The organism is Lacrimispora sp. 38-1 (genome assembly GCF_049890855.1).
GTDB lineage: Bacteria > Bacillota > Clostridia > Lachnospirales > Lachnospiraceae > Lacrimispora.
The window spans coordinates 255,931-275,348 of the sequence record NZ_JBANEW010000099.1; the positions used below are offsets into that span (position 1 = coordinate 255,931).

18 protein-coding genes are annotated in these 19,418 nt (G+C 42.2%); 5 read left to right on the plus strand and 13 right to left on the minus strand.

Translation table 11 applies throughout. The features are described from left to right. Positions 1-3 precede the first annotated feature (3 nt). Genes V7D18_RS26825 through V7D18_RS26840 form a run of 4 tightly spaced genes read left to right on the plus strand, consistent with a single transcriptional unit; the run spans position 4 to position 3,076 of the window. A complete protein-coding gene (locus V7D18_RS26825; RefSeq protein WP_426159042.1) occupies positions 4-777 on the plus strand; it encodes a thiazole synthase in 774 nt (257 codons plus the stop codon). Between the two features lie 11 nt (positions 778-788). Continuing rightward, positions 789-2,042: a 2-iminoacetate synthase ThiH gene (thiH, locus tag V7D18_RS26830; RefSeq protein ID WP_426159043.1), complete on the plus strand. Its 1,254-nt coding sequence runs from the start codon at positions 789-791 to the stop codon at positions 2,040-2,042. Next, a complete protein-coding gene (locus tag V7D18_RS26835; RefSeq protein WP_426159045.1) occupies positions 2,035-2,634 on the plus strand; it encodes a thiamine phosphate synthase in 600 nt (199 codons plus the stop codon). The genes thiH and V7D18_RS26835 overlap by 8 nt, the downstream gene beginning before the upstream one ends. 37 nt (positions 2,635-2,671) lie before the next feature. Then, a complete protein-coding gene (locus tag V7D18_RS26840) occupies positions 2,672-3,076 on the plus strand; it encodes a DUF3788 domain-containing protein (RefSeq protein ID WP_426159046.1) in 405 nt (134 codons plus the stop codon). Positions 3,077-3,183: 107 nt separating this feature from the next. Here V7D18_RS26840 and V7D18_RS26845 read toward each other — a convergent pair whose 3' ends face one another. The 8 genes from V7D18_RS26845 to V7D18_RS26880 form a co-directional block, all read right to left on the minus strand. After that, the gene (locus V7D18_RS26845; protein WP_426159048.1) at positions 3,184-3,672 is read right to left on the minus strand and encodes a DUF4489 domain-containing protein; all 489 of its coding nucleotides are present in this window, start codon (positions 3,670-3,672) and stop codon (positions 3,184-3,186) included. Positions 3,673-3,972: 300 nt separating this feature from the next. Beyond that, positions 3,973-5,499: an LCP family protein gene (locus V7D18_RS26850; RefSeq protein ID WP_426159049.1), complete on the minus strand. Its 1,527-nt coding sequence runs from the start codon at positions 5,497-5,499 to the stop codon at positions 3,973-3,975. Between the two features lie 277 nt (positions 5,500-5,776). After that, positions 5,777-6,637 (minus strand): Cof-type HAD-IIB family hydrolase, encoded by an 861-nt coding sequence (locus V7D18_RS26855; protein WP_426159051.1) that lies wholly within the window; start codon positions 6,635-6,637, stop codon positions 5,777-5,779. Between the two features lie 6 nt (positions 6,638-6,643). Then, entirely contained in the window at positions 6,644-7,375 is a 732-nt protein-coding gene (locus tag V7D18_RS26860; protein WP_426159052.1) for a glycerophosphodiester phosphodiesterase, read from the minus strand. 25 nt (positions 7,376-7,400) lie between these two features. After that, a complete protein-coding gene (locus V7D18_RS26865) occupies positions 7,401-8,798 on the minus strand; it encodes an ABC transporter substrate-binding protein (RefSeq protein ID WP_426159053.1) in 1,398 nt (465 codons plus the stop codon). Positions 8,799-8,840: 42 nt separating this feature from the next. Continuing rightward, positions 8,841-9,749, minus strand: coding sequence for a carbohydrate ABC transporter permease (locus V7D18_RS26870; RefSeq protein ID WP_426159054.1), 909 nt, complete (start codon positions 9,747-9,749; stop codon positions 8,841-8,843). Next, complete coding sequence (locus tag V7D18_RS26875) at positions 9,749-10,615, minus strand: carbohydrate ABC transporter permease (protein WP_426159055.1); 867 nt, start codon at positions 10,613-10,615, stop codon at positions 9,749-9,751. Before V7D18_RS26875 ends, V7D18_RS26870 begins: the two co-directional genes overlap by 1 nt. Positions 10,616-10,626: 11 nt before the next feature. Beyond that, on the minus strand, positions 10,627-11,727 hold the full coding sequence (locus tag V7D18_RS26880) for an ABC transporter ATP-binding protein (protein WP_426159057.1): 1,101 nt from the start codon (positions 11,725-11,727) through the stop codon (positions 10,627-10,629). A gap of 471 nt (positions 11,728-12,198) precedes the next feature. Here V7D18_RS26880 and glmS point away from each other — a divergent pair, with 471 nt between their 5' ends. Next, positions 12,199-14,016 carry a glutamine--fructose-6-phosphate transaminase (isomerizing) gene (gene glmS, locus V7D18_RS26885; protein ID WP_426159059.1) on the plus strand — a complete coding sequence of 606 codons (1,818 nt, stop codon included), beginning with the start codon at positions 12,199-12,201 and terminating at the stop codon, positions 14,014-14,016. A 46-nt stretch (positions 14,017-14,062) separates the two neighbouring features. Here the strand turns inward: glmS and V7D18_RS26890 are convergent, their stop codons facing one another. The 5 genes from V7D18_RS26890 to V7D18_RS26910 are packed head-to-tail and all read right to left on the minus strand — an operon-like array spanning position 14,063 to position 19,410. Continuing rightward, positions 14,063-15,277: a phosphopentomutase gene (locus V7D18_RS26890; protein WP_426159061.1), complete on the minus strand. Its 1,215-nt coding sequence runs from the start codon at positions 15,275-15,277 to the stop codon at positions 14,063-14,065. Further along, positions 15,274-16,431 (minus strand): alanine racemase, encoded by a 1,158-nt coding sequence (locus V7D18_RS26895; RefSeq protein WP_426159063.1) that lies wholly within the window; start codon positions 16,429-16,431, stop codon positions 15,274-15,276. Before V7D18_RS26895 ends, V7D18_RS26890 begins: the two co-directional genes overlap by 4 nt. Then, a complete protein-coding gene (locus tag V7D18_RS26900) occupies positions 16,432-17,526 on the minus strand; it encodes an aminotransferase class V-fold PLP-dependent enzyme (RefSeq protein WP_426159066.1) in 1,095 nt (364 codons plus the stop codon). Between the two features lie 9 nt (positions 17,527-17,535). After that, positions 17,536-18,405 (minus strand): phosphotriesterase family protein, encoded by an 870-nt coding sequence (locus tag V7D18_RS26905; RefSeq protein ID WP_426159067.1) that lies wholly within the window; start codon positions 18,403-18,405, stop codon positions 17,536-17,538. A gap of 15 nt (positions 18,406-18,420) precedes the next feature. Continuing rightward, a complete protein-coding gene (locus V7D18_RS26910) occupies positions 18,421-19,410 on the minus strand; it encodes an amidase family protein (protein ID WP_426159069.1) in 990 nt (329 codons plus the stop codon). Between the last annotated feature and the right edge of the window lie 8 nt (positions 19,411-19,418).

Below are 19,418 nucleotides of genomic sequence, written 5' to 3' on the forward strand. Positions count from 1 at the left end.
ATTATGCAATCAAACGACAAACTGATTATTGGCGATCAGGAATTTAGTTCCCGGTTCATTCTGGGTTCCGGAAAATATTCCCTGAGCCTGATTGAAGCAGCGGTAAAGGATGCCGGTGCAGAAATCATTACCCTTGCCGTTCGCCGAGCCAATACGAAAGAACAGGAAAACATTCTGGATTACATTCCGAAAGGGGTCACACTGCTTCCCAATACTTCCGGCGCAAGAGATGCCGGGGAAGCAGTGCGAATCGCCAGGCTTGCAAGAGAATTAGGGTGCGGTAACTTTGTGAAGATTGAAATTATGCGGGACTCCAAATATCTGCTGCCCGATAATCAGGAAACCATCAAGGCCGCAGAAATTCTTGCAAACGAAGGATTTGTGGTTTTGCCTTATATGTATCCCGATTTGAATACAGCTCGTGATCTGGTGAGTGCTGGTGCTGCTGCTATTATGCCGCTTGCTTCTCCCATCGGCTCCAACAAGGGACTCGCTACACGGGAGTTTATTCAGATCTTAATAGATGAGATCGATCTTCCAGTCATAGTTGATGCCGGCATTGGCCGGCCTTCCCAGGCTTGTGAGGCAATGGAAATGGGCGCCGCGGCAATTATGGCAAATACTGCTCTTGCTACAGCCGGGAACCTCCCTCTGATGGCATCTGCATTTCGTCAGGCAATCGATGCGGGAAGAAAGGCATATCTTTCTGGTCTTGGAAGAGTTCTTGTACGCGGAGCAGCTGCCTCCGACCCTCTGACCGGTTTTCTGCATAACTAGGGGGGCATTATATGGAAAATAAATTTTTGGTTGATTCTGAGTATTTGTCAGAAGCCGTTCTTGAGAAGAAACATCTACTGGAAACGGATCCGTCATGCCGCAAAAATCACATGGAGTATCTGCCTGGAATGGAACAAATTCAATCCGGTATCTGCGAAAAGGTTATATCTCAGATGAAGTCCTATGACTACTCCCAATATACTGCAAAAGATGTTATGTCAGCATTGGATCATGAGATTTGTTCGCTGGAAGATTTCAAAGCGCTGTTATCACCTGCGGCAGAATCCTTTCTTGAGCAGCTGGCCCGCAAAGCGAGACTGGAAACCAGCAGGCACTTTGGCAATACAGTATATCTTTTTACTCCGCTGTATATTGCAAACTATTGTGAAAACTACTGTGTGTATTGCGGATTTAACTGTTATAACCATATCAGACGTATGAAGCTGAGCATGGAGCAGATTGAGCATGAAATGAAGATTATTGCAGACAGCGGTATGGAGGAAATCCTGATACTTACAGGAGAAAGCCGTACTCAGAGTGATGTGGCCTACATTGGTGAAGCCTGTAAGCTGGCCCGGAGATTTTTCCGCATGGTTGGATTGGAAATATATCCGGTAAATACAGACGAGTATCGGTATCTCCACCAATGTGGAGCAGACTATGTAACGGTGTTTCAGGAAACCTATCATGCAGATAAATACGAAACCATACATTTATATGGGCACAAGCGGGTGTGGCCCTATCGTTTTGATGCGCAGGAACGAGCTCTCAGAGGCGGTATGCGGGGCGTAGGATTTTCTGCATTGCTGGGCCTTTCCGATTTTCGTACGGATGCACTTGCCAGTGCACTTCACGTGTATTATTTACAAAGAAAATACCCGCATGCAGAAATGTCCCTTTCCTGTCCCAGACTTCGCCCCATCATTAATAATGAGAAAATAAATCCTATTGATGTGGGTGAAAAGCAGCTTTGTCAGGTCATCTGTGCTTACCGCATTTTTCTGCCGTTTGTGGGAATTACTGTTTCTTCCCGTGAGAGTGAGGCTTTCCGCAATGGTATTGTAAAAATTGCAGCCACGAAAGTTTCTGCAGGAGTTTCAACAGGAATTGGCGATCATGAAAGCAAATACAGGGGAAAGGAGTCAGACGGAACACAAGGCGATGAACAGTTTGAAATTAATGACAGTCGCAGCTTCAAAAAAATGTATGAGCACATTTCTAAGGAAGGCTTGCAGCCCGTTTTGAATGATTATCTCTATGTTTAATATTTATTGTATTACCAGCCGGATTTTGTGTAAGGAAGATTTTCTGCATCGAATAGAAAAAATTGCTCTCAGCCATCCTGCAGGTATCATCCTCCGGGAAAAGGACTTATCAGAGGTACAATACAGGCAGCTTGCAAAACAGGTCATTCAAATTTGTACAAAGCACCAGATTCCATGTGTACTTCATAGTTTTGTTGATACTGCCATAGAGCTGAATGCGGAGGCGATACACCTTCCGCTTCCGAAAATGCGGGAAATGACCGATGTACAGAAGAGGCACTTTAAAATAATTGGTGTATCCTGTCATTCGGCAGAGGAGGCCAAGGAAGCTGAGAGACTTGGCTGTACTTATATTATCGCCGGGCATATTTTTGCAACCGACTGCAAGAAGGGATTACCCGGGCGGGGTGTCCGCTTCCTGGAATGTATTTGCAAAAGTGTATCTATACCAGTTTATGCGATCGGAGGGATTGAATGTAATAATGCCCGTTCTGTCTGTAAAGCAGGAGCCAAAGGAGCCTGTATCATGAGTGGGTTTATGACATGCGATGATGTAAAGTCGTTTTTGATGAGCTTTGAATTAGAAAATTAAAAATCCGGTAAATATATGATTGAATGGAGGTAAGACTATGTATGAAAGAATGCTTGACAAATCAATTCGCCCCGATATCTCTCAATTGGTCGAATGGTGTGGCACGAGTGGAATGCTATTTTCTGATCTGGATCGATTTATGGCGGAGGAAATATGTGCGCAAAGCGAGATACGCTTTCCTTACGGAAATAGCTACGGATGGTGCGTTACTTACCGCAGAAAGAAAAAGCTTCTTTGTGATATATTCGCTGAACGTGGTGCTCTTAATATTATGCTCAGATTATCCGATGATTCATTTCAAAAAGCGTATCCTTTCCTTTTAGAATATACGCAGGAACAAATAGACGCGAGATATCCCTGCGGTAACGGAGGCTGGATACATTATCGAGTAACAACCAAAGAGCATCTTGATGATATCAAGAAACTATTGGTATTAAAATGAAAGATTTATAATGGATTTTTTAAATCCGGGAGGAAGATATATGCAGTTCTATATTGCTTCTTATTAAATTATTGTAACTGCTGCTCTGGATATCCTCCCTGGCATTTTTAACTACATTGTACATTGCTAACCGCTGTTGCAGAAATAATTGAGTTTGTTATAATAGCTCCTGAAGTGGTAACTAAAGGAGTTACATCTACTGTATATGTGCAACACTCTTCTGTATTAAAATCACTATCACATACAAAGAATGAAAATGTTCCGGCACTCACAAAATTTGAAATATCTGAAAATATCCATCTTTGTCCAATAGGGATATTTTGAATCATCTTGTTACAATGCCTATTAATCTGAAACATTAAAAGTATTGAATCAGTCTGTGGTTGTATCAAAGTTATATTACATACAAATTCAATTTTTATTATTTGATTGCATAATGCAGATATATTTAATGGCAGGCTTATAATAGAAATTTGTGTATTTGGGGCACCTACTGGTATTGTCACTGTTCCAGTTGATACACATTTTAAAGTAACTGAGCTTTGCTTACAAAGTTCATTATCATTATGAAAATGATTTGGAGATAATAAACTCATACAAATAAACTCCTTTCAATAGTTAGCTTTCTCTGTATATATAAAATTACTAATAGCTATCTACAAACTGGATATTAATATATATTACTCAAAATATATTGAAACGTTCCATTTATCTCTAAAAAAGAACTTATAATTTTTACTTTTTCTTCGCTTTGTTCTTCTTCAAGAGTTTGCGACAAAGTAACATTAAGCCTTAAGTTATTTATATAAATAAAAAATGACAAAACCATACCAATTTATGTTGGCATTTTAATGTTTTGTCATTTTAAATAATATAATCTATGATATCAATTATATTTATACACCTGGACCTGCATTCGCTTCTGCTTCGGTGGTTATTTCTTCGTCTGAAGTTTTTTCTGAGCTGACTGGCTTTTTCGTTTCGTTCGTTGTTTCTTCCTTTGTATTCGGAACTTTTGCTCCAGGTCCAATCAGACTTCCGTCTTCATTAGTGGGGACTTTACCGCTCTCGTGCTCTTTGGTTTCAGGTACTGTTGTTTCCTTAGCTGTCTCTTTGGTCTCTTTCGTTTCTTCTGATGTTTCAACAACAGTCTCTGTCGGTGCCTGGCTTGTCTCTGCAGGTGCATCTGAAGATTGTTTCTTCTTCTTTTTACTGCTGGAGCCGCCTCCGGAAGGAGCGTTCTTACCTGGTTCTGTAATACCGCTTTCTTCTGAAATTGATGCACTGATCTTCTTTACTGCAGAAGACGGAGCATAATTCTCCTGGCCGTATAGAAACTGGTGCAGCTGCACTACATTGCTCTCCAGTGTGGTTGGTATCACACAGTCCATTTTCCCAATCTTCATAGTAGTACGTGAAAATGGGAAACCGACGGTTTCACCGATGTGATATTTACTGATGCCTTTTCCAACAGCCAGAACATCATTCATGCCGACACTGGTGGAAATCTGCGGGAAAATAGCTGTTATCAGGTTTTTTCTTGTGGCAAAATCTGCATTCTTAGCTTTTTCCATCGCAAGATTTACAACTTTTCTCTGTCGCTCGGTACGGTTAAAATCGGTATCCATCAGACGGAGTCTTGCATAAGCAACTGCCTGTACACCATCTAAGTGATTCATTCCCGCATGCTTCAGCTGATGAGAACCAACTCCTGTGGAATTCACTGTTTCTGTGATAAAACCATTTATGTAAGCAAATTCCGGTTCTGTGATTTCCAGATCGATTCCACCCAGTATATTAATGGCATCTGCAACAGACTTCCAGTTAAAGGTTGCGTAATCATCGATATTCAAATCAAGATTTTCGTTCAGAGCTTCTAACGCCTGCTTGTGCCCGCCCTTAAAGTAAGCTTCATTTATTTTATGATAGGTTCCCTTGCTGTTAATTTTTAAGTATGTATCACGGAATACGGATGCCAGCTTAATCTCACCAGTCTCCTTGTTAATATTGCATAGCATAACCACATCTGATAGCGCACCCTTTTCTAAGTTACCATCTCTGGAATCCACACCGAAGACAGCAATGGTCCAATAGCCTTTCTGATGGGTCCGCTGATTAAAAAGAAGCAGCCCTGCAATCAGCAACGCAGCAATGATAACCAGTTTCGCAATGATTTTATGTTTCTTATGATGTCTCTTTTTCTTCTTATGGTTCGTACCGGTCTGCTGACCGCTGTATCTGACGCGGGGATTTCTTCCGTCACCCGTACTGTAATACGTTCTGTCACCATGTGAAGCTTGTATATGATCCTGGGCCTGACTACTTCTTTCAGTTGAATGTTGTTTGGGTTTCTCCCTCATTCTGCTGTTATCGCTTCTTTTTTTTCGAGCCCGCATACGGTCCAATTCATCCTCATTATCCATGACTCTATCCTCAATCCTTTCCCATGTCGTCTTAGACAACCCCACATATTTTATCAGAAAAGCAACTCCTGTTTCTTGCTTTTCTCTTAATTTTCTCAGTCAATCAAAAAATGAAATAGGGAAAGGATCCAATTGTTCAGAAAAAAGGAAACAGATGAACGATGAATGGAATGAGGATTCAGGTATGATATCAGATATGAACTCAGATATGAATTCAGACGGTTATACATTTACATGCTTTCATAATTTCATAAGATATATTATCAGGCTCAGATTTTTAACCGGTTGCTAAGGCTGCATCTGATAAGACCAGGGTTTCAATGGCTGCCGCTACCCCATCCTCTTCATTGGATCTGGTGACCAGCCGGGCACTTTTCTTTATTTTCTCTGATCCGTTATCCATAGCAACCGTATAGCCTAACGGCAGAATAAGCATGGATAAATCATTCTCACTGTCTCCCATCGCGAGAATCTCTCTGGGATGAATTTTAGTATTTATGGCATATTCAAGCAGTGCATTTCCTTTTTGAGCATTAAAATGTGTCAATTCAAGATTGGTAGAAGCAGAGGAAGCAATGGAGATTCCTTCTTCTTTTTCCAGACAGGAACGAATATATGCCAGAACCTGAGGATCTTCATGTACAACTGACATTTTGTATATATCGGTTTCAGAATGAAGCAGATGCTCTTCAGATATAAACTGAAAGCGTTTCACAATGGTTTCAAAGGTATGTTCTTCGGAAACCATGGAAAGGAAGATTTTATTTTCAAAACTTTCCTTGAATTCTTCAAGACTTGATGTCGTATAGCTTCCATCATCAGTCATAAAATCGTAAAGCACGGAGTACGGCCGGCAGATGGTCAGAATACGGCTAACCTGACTTTTTAACAGAGTCTGCTTGCGGATTTGCTCCCCCTTGCTGTTAAATACAGCTGCGCCATTCATACAGATGATATCACAGGATATGCCCGCCTCTTTTAAAGGAGCATAAGCATCAGCATAATTGCGTCCTGTACATACAACAAAATCAATATTTCTTCTGTTCAGAGCATGAACAGCAGCCTGGTTTTTTAAAGATATTTTTCCATAACGGTTTAAAAGTGTTCCATCCATATCGGAGGCTACTAATCGAATCATAAATTTTTATCCTTTCTCATCTACTATTCTTCTTGCAACGTCAGGATAATTGGTAATTATGGCTCCAATCCCCTTCCCTGCCAAGTATTCCATAAAAGTTTCATCGTTTACAGTCCACACATGCAGAGGAATCTTCTTCTTTTTGGATTCCCTGATCAGTTTTTCGGACCGTAAGTTGTTGACAGACGGATGAAGGGCATCTGCCCCGATCAGCCTTGCGTAAGTGACTACATGAATCCAGCCATCAGAGTATAAAATTCCGATTTTTGCTTCTGGATCCAGCTTTTTGATTTTTATTATGCTGGGATGATGGAAAGAGGAATAGATCACTCTCTCCTCCATCTCCATTTTCTTAACCAGCTTTAATACTTTTTCTTCTATCCCCTTATAACGGTATATACCGGTTTTAAGTTCGATATTAACAGTTAAGTCAGTAGGTTTTAACAGCTTAAGAACTTCTTTTAGCTCTGGTATAACAGCTGCAGTATATTCCGGGTGTGTTTTATTGCACGAAAAATGTTTTAATTCAGCCATGGTGAAATCCTTTACATTGCCGGTACCATTGCAGGTACGGTCAATAGTTTCATCATGGATCACTGCCAGTTTTCCGTCTTTCGTCACCTGCACATCTAATTCCACTCCGTCTGCATGCTGCCTGACTGCCAGTTCAAATGCTTCCAGTGTGTTTTCCGGCGCATATGCACAAGCCCCCCTGTGAGCCCAAACCTTTGTCTTCATCTGCTAATATCCTTTCTGGTGCCATTTATTTATTTAAGAGATTATAATCGGCAATGGATTTATTTATGCTTTCTGCCATCTTCTTAACTGCATCCTCTGGTGTGCCATTGTTGTTAATCATATTTTCGATTTCTGTTTCCACCGTCTGCCTTGCTTCCGGAAATACACTCAACAGAGCGCCTGCAGACTGAGGTGTGGAATCATGAAGCTGATCAATGGCAGTCTGAAATTGAGGATACTTTGCAATGTTATCCTTAAAGACAGGTTCTTCATGAGCTGCGGTGGTGATCGGGAAATATCCTGTCTGGGAATTCCAGAATGCCTGGCTTTCCGGTGAAACAAGGAATTTAACGAATTCCCATACTGCTTTCTGTTTACCGGCGTCATTATTATTTAATGCCCACAAAGAGCCTCCTCCGATAGAAACGCCTCCCTTATCATCATCACTGACCTTCGGGAAATAAGCGGTTCCTACTTCAAATTTTCCATTCACATCATTTAAGATCTGTTTTAAGGATGCGGTTGAACCCAGTGTCATGGCAGATTTTCCGGAGCTGAAATCTGCAAGTCCTGCATCTCCTCCTCTGCCGACGTTGGGAGCATATCCTTTGACTGATAATTCTTTCCATGCAGTCAGTGTTTTAACACCGGCTCCATTTTTATCAAAATCAACCGCAGTAGCCGCTGCTTCTCTTCCATTTCCGTTATCTGCATAATGGGCCTGCTGTTTGCAGGTAAACTGCTCGAAAAACCAGCCGTAGATACCCAGAGAAATTACCTCTCCGGCTCCGCCTTTTTTAAGCAGATCATCTGAAACCCGTTCAATCCCCGGCAGGCTGTCAGGGACTTCTGTAATACCTGCTTTATTAAACATGTCTTTGTTGTAGTAGAGAATGGGCGTAGAGGAATTAAATGGCATGGAATACAGAGTGCCGTTTACCGTATAATATGCTGCAATATTGGGTTCTACCTGGGAAATGTCCCATTTATCCCCATCGATCAGCTGCTGCATCGGGACTACCCAGCCGGAATCTATCATAAACCTGGTTCCGATGTCATAAATCTGAACGAGATCTGCTCCCATGTTACCGATCTGAGCGCTCTTTAACTTGTTAATGGCATCGTCATAGCTGCCCTGATACTGGGCCTCAACGGTGATTCCTGAAGTATTTTCCTTGTTAAACTTTTCTACAAGTGCATCAATGGCTTCTCCATTGACACCTCCCATGGAGTGCCAGAACGTAATGGACGTCTTTTGTGTATCTGCCTTCGTATCTGCGGCAACAGGAGCTGCGGTGGTTGTAACCTCTTCCTTTGTTTCAGATGCAGCGGTATTTCCGGATCCGGTCTGACTTGCACAGCCGGACAGCATTCCTGCAGCCATAAAAGCTGCCATACAAAAGGAAACTGCTCTCTTTTTCATGTTTGTCCTCCAAATTTTATGTAATATTTATTCTGAACCAGGTCAGCCTTTTACGGCGCCTGAGAACATTCCTCTGATCAGCTGTTTCTGTCCTAAGATAAAGACAGAAATCGATGGAACGATAATCATGACTACTCCCGCAATCATCATGGAAATTGACTGGGAGTCCACGCTGTCCAGCATGCCGATCCCTATCTGAACCGTTCTCATTTTATCGGAACCTGTAACAAGAAGCGGCCACAAATACATATTCCAGGCATTTATAAATGTATATACTGCCATGGCACCTATCGCTGATTTGGTAAGGGGTATCAGGATGCTGTAAATAAATCTTAAGTTAGAGCAGCCATCAATCCGGGCCGACTCATATAATGAAATGGGAAAGGATTTATAAAACTGCCGGAATAAAAAGATTCCCATAGCCGAAGTCAGATAAGGAACAATTAAAACCTTATAGCTGTTAAGCCATTGAAACCCGCTTACCGTTAAGTAATTAGATATAATCGTTGCTTCTCCCGGTATCATCATGGTTGCCATTACAAGCATAAAAAGCAGATTTTTACCTTTAAAATCCAGAAAGGAAAAGGAAAATGCCGCCAGGGAACAGGATATGATCTGTCCTGCAGTGATACAGCCTGCTACTATAAATGAATTAATAATAAAACGGGTTAAAGGTATCTTAACCGTTGCCTGACGAAAATTATCAAGTGTGGGCGTTGCCGGTATTAAGTTCATACTCGTTGTGAACAGCTCACTGGAAGGCATTAACGCAATACTGACTGCGTATAAAAGCGGAAGCAGAAGAAACAGTGCCATAAGCAGATTCAGTCCGGTAAGGGCCAGCTTAGCGGCTCTGCGGCGAAACAAAGCTTTCTTTAACGCTTCTCTCTTAAGATTCTCAAGTTCTTCTCTGCCTGTATCTTTCATAGCCCTGGAAATAACAGATTCCATCAATAGTGTACTCCTTTCTTTTCCAAACGAAACATGCATAAAGTCAGCACCATAATAATGATAAACAGGATTACAGACTGGGCTGCCGCACTGCCGAAACGGTAATTGAAAAATGCATCCCGGTAAATGGAGTAAACAATTAAATTTGTAGATTCCCCCGGGCCTCCCATGGTTAATACCTTAACCTGGCCAAAGGACTGAAACGCCTGAATAATATTAACTACCAGAGTATAAAACAGAATGGGGCTCAACCCGGGCAGAGTCAGCCGGAAGAACTTCTGGAAGGAATTCGCACCGTCCACCGATGCCCGTTCATAAATGGTTTCGTCAATATTACTTAAACCGGCGCTGAAATACAGGAAATTAATGCCGCTGTTCAGCCATGCAGTTAAAAGTGCCACGCATACCAGCGCATACCTTGGGTCACTGATCCAGTTAATATGTAATCCCAGGATCTTATTAACAATTCCGATAGACGGATGAAGCATGATTTTAAATATCATGGCAGCGGAGCTTGAAGCTATTGCCATTGGAAGTGCATAGGCAGTACTGAATATCCGGATACCCGGAAATGACTGATTGCACAGTACAGCCGTGATCAGACCAAGAAGCATGCTGACACTCACTACAATCAGTACAAATACCGCTGTTACAAAAAGACTGTTAAAAAATGATGGAGAGCTTAAAAGCTCGGTATAATTTCCTGCTCCTACAAACAGCTTTGCCTGGCCCATTTTATTGGTTTTAAAAAGACTTAAATAAATTGTTTTGAAAAATGGGAAAAATAGAAAAACTGCAAAAACTGCCATGGCTGGAGCGATATATGCATAGGGACTTAAATTTCTTGTAACTATTTTAAACTTCATAAGACTGCTCCTTAACGGTATAATATGTTTTCTTCTGTATCCATATCAAACAGCAGAATCCGGCTCATATCTGCAAAGATGGAAGCTTCTTTTCCGGCTTCTGACGGAAAATCCGGTTTCAGTCTTGCGCAGACCGGATTCCTGCCTATTTTCCCATGAAGAAGGATTTCTGATCCCAGAACTTCCTTTATCTCAACGTTCAGTTTAAGTTCCTGTTCCCTGGATCCGGTTTCGTGCAAATCTTCCGGGCGAATTCCAAGATATACTCTTCTGCCCAGGTAATCACCATCAATGAGCCGCTTCGCACATTCTTCATTTACAAACAGTCTGTTTTTGGAAAATTCCACACAGATCCGGTCTTCTCTCCTCTCCACCCAGACGGGAATAAAATTCATGGAAGGGGAGCCGATAAAGCCGGCTACAAACTTATTTACCGGATTTTGATAGAGAACTTTCGGCTCTGCCGCCTGTAAAATCACTCCGGAATTCATGACCACAATTCTGGTTCCCAGTGTCATGGCCTCCACCTGGTCATGAGTTACGTAAATAATGGTTGCTCCCAGCTCTTTGTGTATCTTGGATAATTCTACCCGCATCTGTGTCCTCAGCTTTGCATCCAGATTGGACAGAGGCTCATCCATTAAATAAGCTTTTGGCTCACGGACTATAGCGCTTCCGATTGCGACTCTCTGCTTCTGTCCGCCGGATAAAGCGTGGGGTTTCCGGTCCAGTAAGTGGCTGATGCATAAAACATCTGCCGCTTTTCTCACTCGTTTATCAATTTCCGTTTTCATAACATTTCGTACTCTTAAGCTGAATGCCATATTCTCATAAACAGTCAGGTGGGGATAAAGAGCATAGGACTGAAATACCATGGATAAATCCCTTTTCTGGGGAGCAGTCAGATTCATCAGTGTTCCGTCTATCCATAACTCCCCGGAAGATATCTCTTCAAGACCTGCAATCATCCGCAGAGTGGTGGATTTTCCGCAGCCTGAGGGACCCACCAGGATCAAAAACTCCTGATCTTTTATATCCAGATTAAAATCTTTCACCGCAACCTGGCCATTTTTAAATGTTTTGCATACATTTACCAAAGATAGACTTGCCATATAAAACTGCTTCCTTTCTTATATCCTGACTATATTTTAGAGAACGGATGTAAAATGAAAAAGAATCTTTTAGTAAAATGGATGTAAATCATGGTATTGACGCACAAAGAAAGAAAAGTTATAATAAACTAAATTTATGAAGGAGGCATAAATACAAATAGCAAAGCTAAGCGCCATGCACCTGAGGATACGATCGTGAACGTTTTCTTAAGAAAACGGTATCCAGGGTTAACGAGGTGAAGGGTGATCGAATATTCGGCGGATGCCCTTCCATGCCAGCCGGGCGTGTATCCAGTGTGAAATATGCAGGTAACTGCAAAACAAACACTCTGGAACCGGTATATGCAGGAAAAATTGGGTAGACAAAAATGCTGTCCGTTTTACAAACGATAGAAGACAGCCTGTTTTTGTGTGCGTATTTAACAAAATAAGAACAGAAAACCATAAAACAAAAATTAAGGAGATTTTATTATGTGTGGAATCATTGGATATACCGGACCTTTAGACTCAAAAAAAATACTGCTGGAAGGACTCTCCCAGCTGGAATACCGCGGATACGACAGTGCAGGAATTGCACTGTGCATGGAAAATTCCAGAATCCATTTAGTCCGTCATACGGGAAAAGTCTCTAATTTAAAAAAGGGATGCGAGGAAATTAACCAGGTATCCCACTGCGGACTGGGACACACCAGATGGGCTACTCACGGCGGTGTCACTACGGAAAATACCCACCCCCACAGAGCAGGACGTGTCATTCTGGTTCACAATGGCATTATTGAAAACTACCACCAGCTTACCACTGATTTTCACCTGGAAGGAAAGCTGCTTTCTGAAACAGACAGTGAAGTGGCTGCCTGGGTTCTTGAAAGTCTTTATGACGGGGACCCTGCAAAAGCCATTGCAGAGCTGGTAACACATTTAAAGGGGTCTTACAGCTTCTGTATGATGTTTGAAGATCACCCAGGTGAAATCTATGCGATCCGGAATGTAAGTCCTCTTGTGGCTGCATATACCCACTCAGGTTCGTTTGTGGCATCGGATTTAACAGCATTGATTCCTTATACCAGACAATATTTTGTAGTTCCGGAAGACCACATCTTAAGGCTCACCTCCTACAAAGTCCGTTTATATGACCTGGATTTAAAGGAGCTGGAACCGGAAATCCTGGAAGTGAACTGGAATATGGATGCTGCCATGAAGAACGGATTTCCTCATTTTATGCTAAAAGAGATTCATGAACAGCCGGACGCTTTAAAAAACACGATTTTACCACGCCTTGCAAAAGGCCTGCCTGATTTTACAGATGATCAGATACCTGACTTCGTATTTGAGGACTGTGACCAGGTTCATATTGTTGCCTGCGGCACTGCCATGCATGCTGGAATGGCTGCAAGAGCCTTAATGGAACCTCTCCTTCGAATTCCGGTCACTGTTTCCATCGCATCGGAATTCCGGTATGAAGATCCCCTGGTGAATGACAGGACCCTGGTTATTATAATCTCCCAGTCCGGCGAGACAATCGATACCCTGGCTGCACTTCGTCTGGCAAAAAGTTATGGTTCTAAGACACTTTCGGTTGTTAATGTTAAGGGTTCTACCATAGCCAGAGAAAGCGATTATGTACTTTATACCCATGCAGGTCCTGAAATCGCAGTAGCCAGCACAAAAGCTTATTCCGTTCAGCTGGCTGCCCTTTATATGGTGTGCTGTCGTATGGCCCTTGTAAGAGGGAAATACAGCGTAGAGGAAGCGGAAGATTTTATGAAGAAACTACTTGATTCCATTCCCGCCATGGAAGCCATGATAGAAAAGAAAGATGCGGTGAAAGCACTGGTAACACATTTAATTAATAAACCGGATGCATTTTTCATTGGACGGGGACTTGATTACGCCTTTTCTCTTGAGGGTGCATTAAAGCTGAAGGAAATTTCTTATATTCATGCGGAAGCCTACGCAGCCGGAGAATTAAAGCATGGAACCATCGCCCTTATTACACAGGATGTACCGGTGATTGCCATAGCCACTCAGGAAAATGTTTTTTCAAAGACTATTTCCAATATCAGGGAAGTAAAGGCAAGAGGTGCCTTTGTAATTCTTCTTACAAAGGAAAGTTTAAATGTAGAGCCCGGCATTGCTGATATCCAGATTAATATTCCTGATATCGGGGACCGTTTCACAGTATATCCGATTGCAGTGGTTTTACAGCTCATCGCTTATTATGCATCAGTGGGAAAGAATTTAGATGTGGATCAGCCGAGGAATCTGGCCAAATCAGTAACTGTAGAATAATGAGGAACCATCATAAAAAAGGCAGAGCATTCTGCCTTTTTTATGCTTAATTATTTAAATATGTAAGAAATGATTCTCCATTCTGTGGTTTCAATGTATTAAAATAGTCACAGACAGAGGCGCCTGCGTCAGAAAGACTTTTTCTTCGTCCGATATTTCTGCCTGTTATGCCCTTTTTATAAATCAAAAGAGGGACACATTCTCTTGTATGCCTGCTGTGACCAATATCAGGGTCATTTCCGTGGTCAGCCATTACTGCCAGAATATCCATGGAAGTCAGCTCCGGAAGCAATTCAGCAATTCCCCTGTCAGCGGTCTCCAAAATCTCTTTATAAATTCTGGAAGACTGAGAATGCCCGGCCAGATCTGTTTCCTGTACATTGGTACAGATAAATCCCTGATTCATTGATTTCGTCTCACGAATTGTTAAATCCATAACCTCTTTTGTGGGTACGCATGAAATACTTAATCCCTTATCATTTGCAACAATGTCTGCCACCTTACCGATCAGTGTGCAGGAATATCCCGCTTTTGTCAGTATCGTAGGAACCTGTACGTTCTGGTCCACTCCGTATCCCAAATGCCTGCATTGATATCCATGTTCGTAGGATTTTGATTTAACAGAGGAGATACCGATAAAGCGGTTCTGCTTCACTTCTTCTGCATTCCATAGATCCTCCATTGTGTTTCCTCTCCCGCCAAATACAATGACACGGCCGACTAAGGCAATCTCCCTCACCTTCCGGGCAATCGCGTACTCTCTCTCAAAAGATACAAAATCCAAAGGAGCCGTTACATTATAGCACATGCCAGGATCCGCTTCCAGATTGTCTGCTACCGTTACATAATGATCAACGAGAAGGTAACGCAGCCCCTGTTTATCAATGGTCCGAACATCGTGGCCGCCGGCCTCCAGATGATACTTTATTTCATCAACTTTCTCCTGGAACGGATGAATCTTGGGTTTTTTCGGAAGTGTCCCCATTATTTCCTGATGTCCCATAAATGTATCCGCTCCAAAATGCATAAGCTGGCAGCTTCCGAAATTAGCTTCCGGGGAGAATTTCATGGAAACACATTCCTCCCCATAAGCATTCATCAGACCTAACCGTTCAAGAGCAGGGAGCTTTAAATCCGGATAATCCTTTAAAATGCTTTTTAACGTATTGGCCCTCTCATCTCCCGGCCGGACCGTGCCTGCATCCTCCATAGCTCCGATGCCGAATCCATCTAATACGATGATAATAAACCTTTTTTTCATTTTTTCATCCCCATGCTGTTATAAATCCCGGAAATATACGGTTTTCTCTCTTTTAATCCTTCTATCAGCACAACATCAGACCTGGTTACAAATATTTGAAAACGGAAAGCCATCACAACAGTATCGCCTACTGCACACTCTTTTTCCAAGCCAATATAATAGTCAATACTTTCATCAGATGGAGGGATTACTCCTAATTCATCCGATTTTTCAAAGGATTTTCCAACCAGTGCTTTCATGAGATGAGAGCGCCTGTAATAACCTCCTCCATAACAATAAGCCTGTCCCATGAAATTATGGGATACTTCACTTACGTAAGTTACACACGGAATCTCCGGCATCTTCTTTACTGCATGCATTGGCGTTGTTCCTGAAAGCCCATGACCCGGTTCTCCGCAGTTTCCACCCTGCTCTTTTATTTTTTTTAAAGCATGGATACAGGTCCCAGACGGAGTATCTATAATACTGCAGTTAATTCCGTTTCTTTCAAGAATTTTCACAGCTTGTTTTACTGTGTTCATGTTCTCAGTGGCTATCAGATCACCGGCAGCACCATCATATAGAAAACAGGGAAAAGAAGTTACACCTGCAATATTAACACAGGGATACATAAATTTTATCCGTGCTGTCAGCGCTTCTAATATTCCCAGATGAAATCCCCCCGTCTGACCGGAGTATATCATATCCGAATCATTATAAACGCGTAAAATCACATCCTGAATCACTCCCATTTTCTTAGCTGCCTGATGTATCCGGCTGATTTTTTCTTCCGAATATACAGTAATCATCTTAGGGCGGTAAGCCACAAACTCTTCAATCCGGGAGTCGGGTATTTGTACCAGGTGACCAATATTGGCTATGGGGATCCGATGATTCATCATGATTCTGGCTTCCCTATAATCAACTACTACTGCTCCTTCAAATCCCAGTTCCATCAATTTCCCTGCAAGATATGGATTCCTGCCGATCTGCTTAAGCATAAAAAACAACCGGATCCCCATTCTTTTGGCTTCCTTAAGCATCAGAGATGCATTCTCCATAAATGTATCCACGTCTATCACATAGGAATCCGGCTCTATGAGTCCGCTTTGATGTAATTGAAATGAAGTTTCGACTAATTCCCTGTTCCGTTTTACTGTCTGCGTTAAAAACATCTATATCACTCTTTCTACAGCTTCTTTTAATATACGTAAAATGGTATCAGCCCCTGAACGCATGGGATTGATGCGAATCATGCGGTTCTTAAGTGCCGGATCTGCACTTTGGAACGTTCCTGATATCCGGTAAAACATCGGCACGATCTCATATTTTGATTCAGCTCCCACTGGATTAGGCGCTGCTCCTAATTTTTCTGCTTCCTTAAGAACTTTCCCGGCGATGTCTTCTTTAAATTCCACCAGAAGAACCTTTGACTGTGCATTTGCAAGAAATGCCTGTTTTACACAGGGGATCTCACCTGAATTCAGCCGTTTTACGCATTCATCGTTAACCTCTGCCTGTACGGCAAGAGCCACCGGCGCATATGCAAAGCCTCGGAGTACATCAAGTGCCTCATGCCCCTGCACCTGCATACCTCCGGAATAATTTTCTCTCACCAGCTTTTGAATATAAACTGCCTTTCCGACAATTACGCCCACACCTTCCGGCCCCAGAAGTTTAAAAGCCGAAAAACAGGAAAGATCAGCTCCGCATTGGATTCCTATACGGCTGACTTTCATTACGGCATAATTATCATCAGTGAGCACAGGCAGACTGCTGGTTTCCTTAATTGTTTTCACTACCTGTGCCATATCATAGGCATCCTCTGGTTTCTGCCTGGTATACTGGATGAGTGCACCTTTTATGTCCGTGTTGTTAATCATCACCCGTTTAACATCGCTTAAGTCATTATAATCTGCCACTGCCGGGGAAATGTTCATCATTTCCATGGAAACAGCGGTAGTATTGTAGACAGGCGCTTTATGGACCAGAATTTTTTCACCTGGTTTTAGTATACTGTGAAGTCCAAGACGTATGGCGCCGGTTCCCGCCCCTCTCACCAGAATGCAGGCTTCTGCATCAAAAATATCTGCAATTACCTGTTCTGCTTTCTGTGTTATGACAGGTTTATTGAAACCCGGAATTACTCCTAAATCTCCCCTGGTCAATATCTCATGACCTTCAAATCTCTTCGTAATGCAGTCTATGATTTTAAATTGCAGGCTGGCTGCTTCCTGCACTGATAAGCTGCTAAGTGGACTGGTATTCATTTTTGCCTCCTATTCAAGTATCCTGTCTGGATTATCTATCATTAACAGCTCAATCTGCTCTTCAGATAACCCGTATTCCAGAAGCATGGGAAGAAATGTTTCAAACAGATAAGCATAGCCGGGTCCTCCCCACTTCCTTAGATGTGACTTTCTGGTAATGTCCATGGATAACACTACCTGTTCAAGATATCCTTCTTCAGCAATTCGTTTCAGAGTCCTGGCACGAAACGAATCCGGACAGTAATTATTTTTTCCTACCGTATCAAACCCGATATTTACTCCTTCTTTCAATACCGAAAGAATATAATCCGGATTTTGAGAAAGATCTAAATGCCCGATAATGATTTTCTCCGGCTTTACTCCTTCAGATTTTAAATATTTTGCCTGCTCCAAAGCCATGGTTCCAAGGGTAGTATGGGTAGTAACAACCGCACCGGTTTGCACGGCTGCAAGAGCCATGGAATCGAAAACCTTTCTTTCCATTTCTGTAAAGGTATCCTTACTGGTGCCGAATTCCCCAATAATTCTTGCTTTTATTCCTGTATTTTCAATCCCTTCTAAGATTTCTTTTATAGCAAGTTCCGCCAGATTTCTTACAGACATGTTATATACAAACTCCGGAAGAAATGGTTCCTTATAAAATCCTGTTGCTCTAAGAATCTCAATTCCGGTCTTCTTTTCCATGCGAAAACAGTACTGGGGATCCCGTCCCATGCCTATATTTGTCACATCCAGAATTCGTCTTACCCCAAGCTCATGCAGGCGGCTGAGCTCTTTTTCTGTCTCTTCAAAGCAGTCCAGACGGCAGTCTTCATCGTTCTTGATCCCGGATAAATCTATGGTGATGTGTTCATGCATCAGGGTATATCCTTTTTTCATTTTCTCCTCCTGATTTTACGACTGAAAATACATATCAAAATTCAAGAAATACCGTTGAATTAAAGCGGAAGGTTCAGTCTGAAATAATCTTGCTTTCCTGAACATATAAGCAATGTCCTCCTGTCTGCTCTCACAGATAAGAACTGTACAGCGGCCAAGACCTTTAGCCGGAACAGTCAGTGCTGATTTCCCGCTCATATTAACAACACGCATCAGTCCTTTTCCCGATCGGGCCTGGCATTTGGCAGTAACTTCATCAAAATGACCATATATGCTGTCACCAGGTGCATTTACGTCCACCGGTCCTTCCGCGGAAATAACGACAGTACCGGATTTCACTGTATTTTTCAAGTATTTTATCAAGGGTTCCCGGCTTCCATAAATGTCCGGCTGGTCATCAAATTGCTGCATCTCAATGATTCTATAATTGTTTTCCTGGGGCATAAACTCTGATAAGTCATATCCAAACATGGGACTTACTAACTTTTCCATAGTTTCAAGGTCCCTGGTAATTGCTCCGATGGCAGGTCGAAAACCAATCCCATCTGTTGAAATCCTATGATACTGAATCATTTTCTCCTGTTCTATCATAGGGGAAATAAACCCATAAAGATTGAGAGCGGCGGCTGGGGCCAGCACACTGCCCCCGCCATCCGTTCCGATACCTGCATCATTTATTCCATAGAATACATTTAAGGCCGTACCGCTGCTGGAACCGGTCATCCAGTTGCCAGTGATGGGATTAACAAGCTGTAAGTCAACTGCTCTTCCTCCTAAAGCCATTTTATCCGTTGTGTGAATAAGAAAGCCTTTCTTCTCCAGCCGTTCTTTTAGTTCTGCTGGTATGGAATCTGTATTCTTAATTCCTGTGTACCAGACGGTACCCTGTTTTTCCAAAAAAGAAGATACCCTGTCAATAATGCCTGGCTTCACAGAAACAACGGTATGATAGGGATCTTTCAGTGCAAGAAATGTCTTTTTTGCATAACGCTCAATCGTTTCCATCTGGTATC

Bases quoted from the DNA above. Each gene is read 5' to 3' on its own strand.
- V7D18_RS26825 (WP_426159042.1), top strand. From the start codon at position 4: ATGCAATCAAACGACAAACTGATTATTGGCGATCAGGAATTTAGTTCC.
- thiH (WP_426159043.1), top strand. From the start codon at position 789: ATGGAAAATAAATTTTTGGTTGATTCTGAGTATTTGTCAGAAGCCGTT.
- V7D18_RS26835 (WP_426159045.1), top strand. From the start codon at position 2,035: ATGTTTAATATTTATTGTATTACCAGCCGGATTTTGTGTAAGGAAGAT.
- V7D18_RS26840 (WP_426159046.1), top strand. From the start codon at position 2,672: ATGTATGAAAGAATGCTTGACAAATCAATTCGCCCCGATATCTCTCAA.
- V7D18_RS26845 (WP_426159048.1), bottom strand. From the start codon at position 3,672: ATGAGTTTATTATCTCCAAATCATTTTCATAATGATAATGAACTTTGT.
- V7D18_RS26850 (WP_426159049.1), bottom strand. From the start codon at position 5,499: ATGGATAATGAGGATGAATTGGACCGTATGCGGGCTCGAAAAAAAAGA.
- V7D18_RS26855 (WP_426159051.1), bottom strand. From the start codon at position 6,637: ATGATTCGATTAGTAGCCTCCGATATGGATGGAACACTTTTAAACCGT.
- V7D18_RS26860 (WP_426159052.1), bottom strand. From the start codon at position 7,375: ATGAAGACAAAGGTTTGGGCTCACAGGGGGGCTTGTGCATATGCGCCG.
- V7D18_RS26865 (WP_426159053.1), bottom strand. From the start codon at position 8,798: ATGAAAAAGAGAGCAGTTTCCTTTTGTATGGCAGCTTTTATGGCTGCA.
- V7D18_RS26870 (WP_426159054.1), bottom strand. From the start codon at position 9,749: ATGGAATCTGTTATTTCCAGGGCTATGAAAGATACAGGCAGAGAAGAA.
- V7D18_RS26875 (WP_426159055.1), bottom strand. From the start codon at position 10,615: ATGAAGTTTAAAATAGTTACAAGAAATTTAAGTCCCTATGCATATATC.
- V7D18_RS26880 (WP_426159057.1), bottom strand. From the start codon at position 11,727: ATGGCAAGTCTATCTTTGGTAAATGTATGCAAAACATTTAAAAATGGC.
- glmS (WP_426159059.1), top strand. From the start codon at position 12,199: ATGTGTGGAATCATTGGATATACCGGACCTTTAGACTCAAAAAAAATA.
- V7D18_RS26890 (WP_426159061.1), bottom strand. From the start codon at position 15,277: ATGAAAAAAAGGTTTATTATCATCGTATTAGATGGATTCGGCATCGGA.
- V7D18_RS26895 (WP_426159063.1), bottom strand. From the start codon at position 16,431: ATGTTTTTAACGCAGACAGTAAAACGGAACAGGGAATTAGTCGAAACT.
- V7D18_RS26900 (WP_426159066.1), bottom strand. From the start codon at position 17,526: ATGAATACCAGTCCACTTAGCAGCTTATCAGTGCAGGAAGCAGCCAGC.
- V7D18_RS26905 (WP_426159067.1), bottom strand. From the start codon at position 18,405: ATGAAAAAAGGATATACCCTGATGCATGAACACATCACCATAGATTTA.
- V7D18_RS26910 (WP_426159069.1), bottom strand. From the start codon at position 19,410: ATGGAAACGATTGAGCGTTATGCAAAAAAGACATTTCTTGCACTGAAA.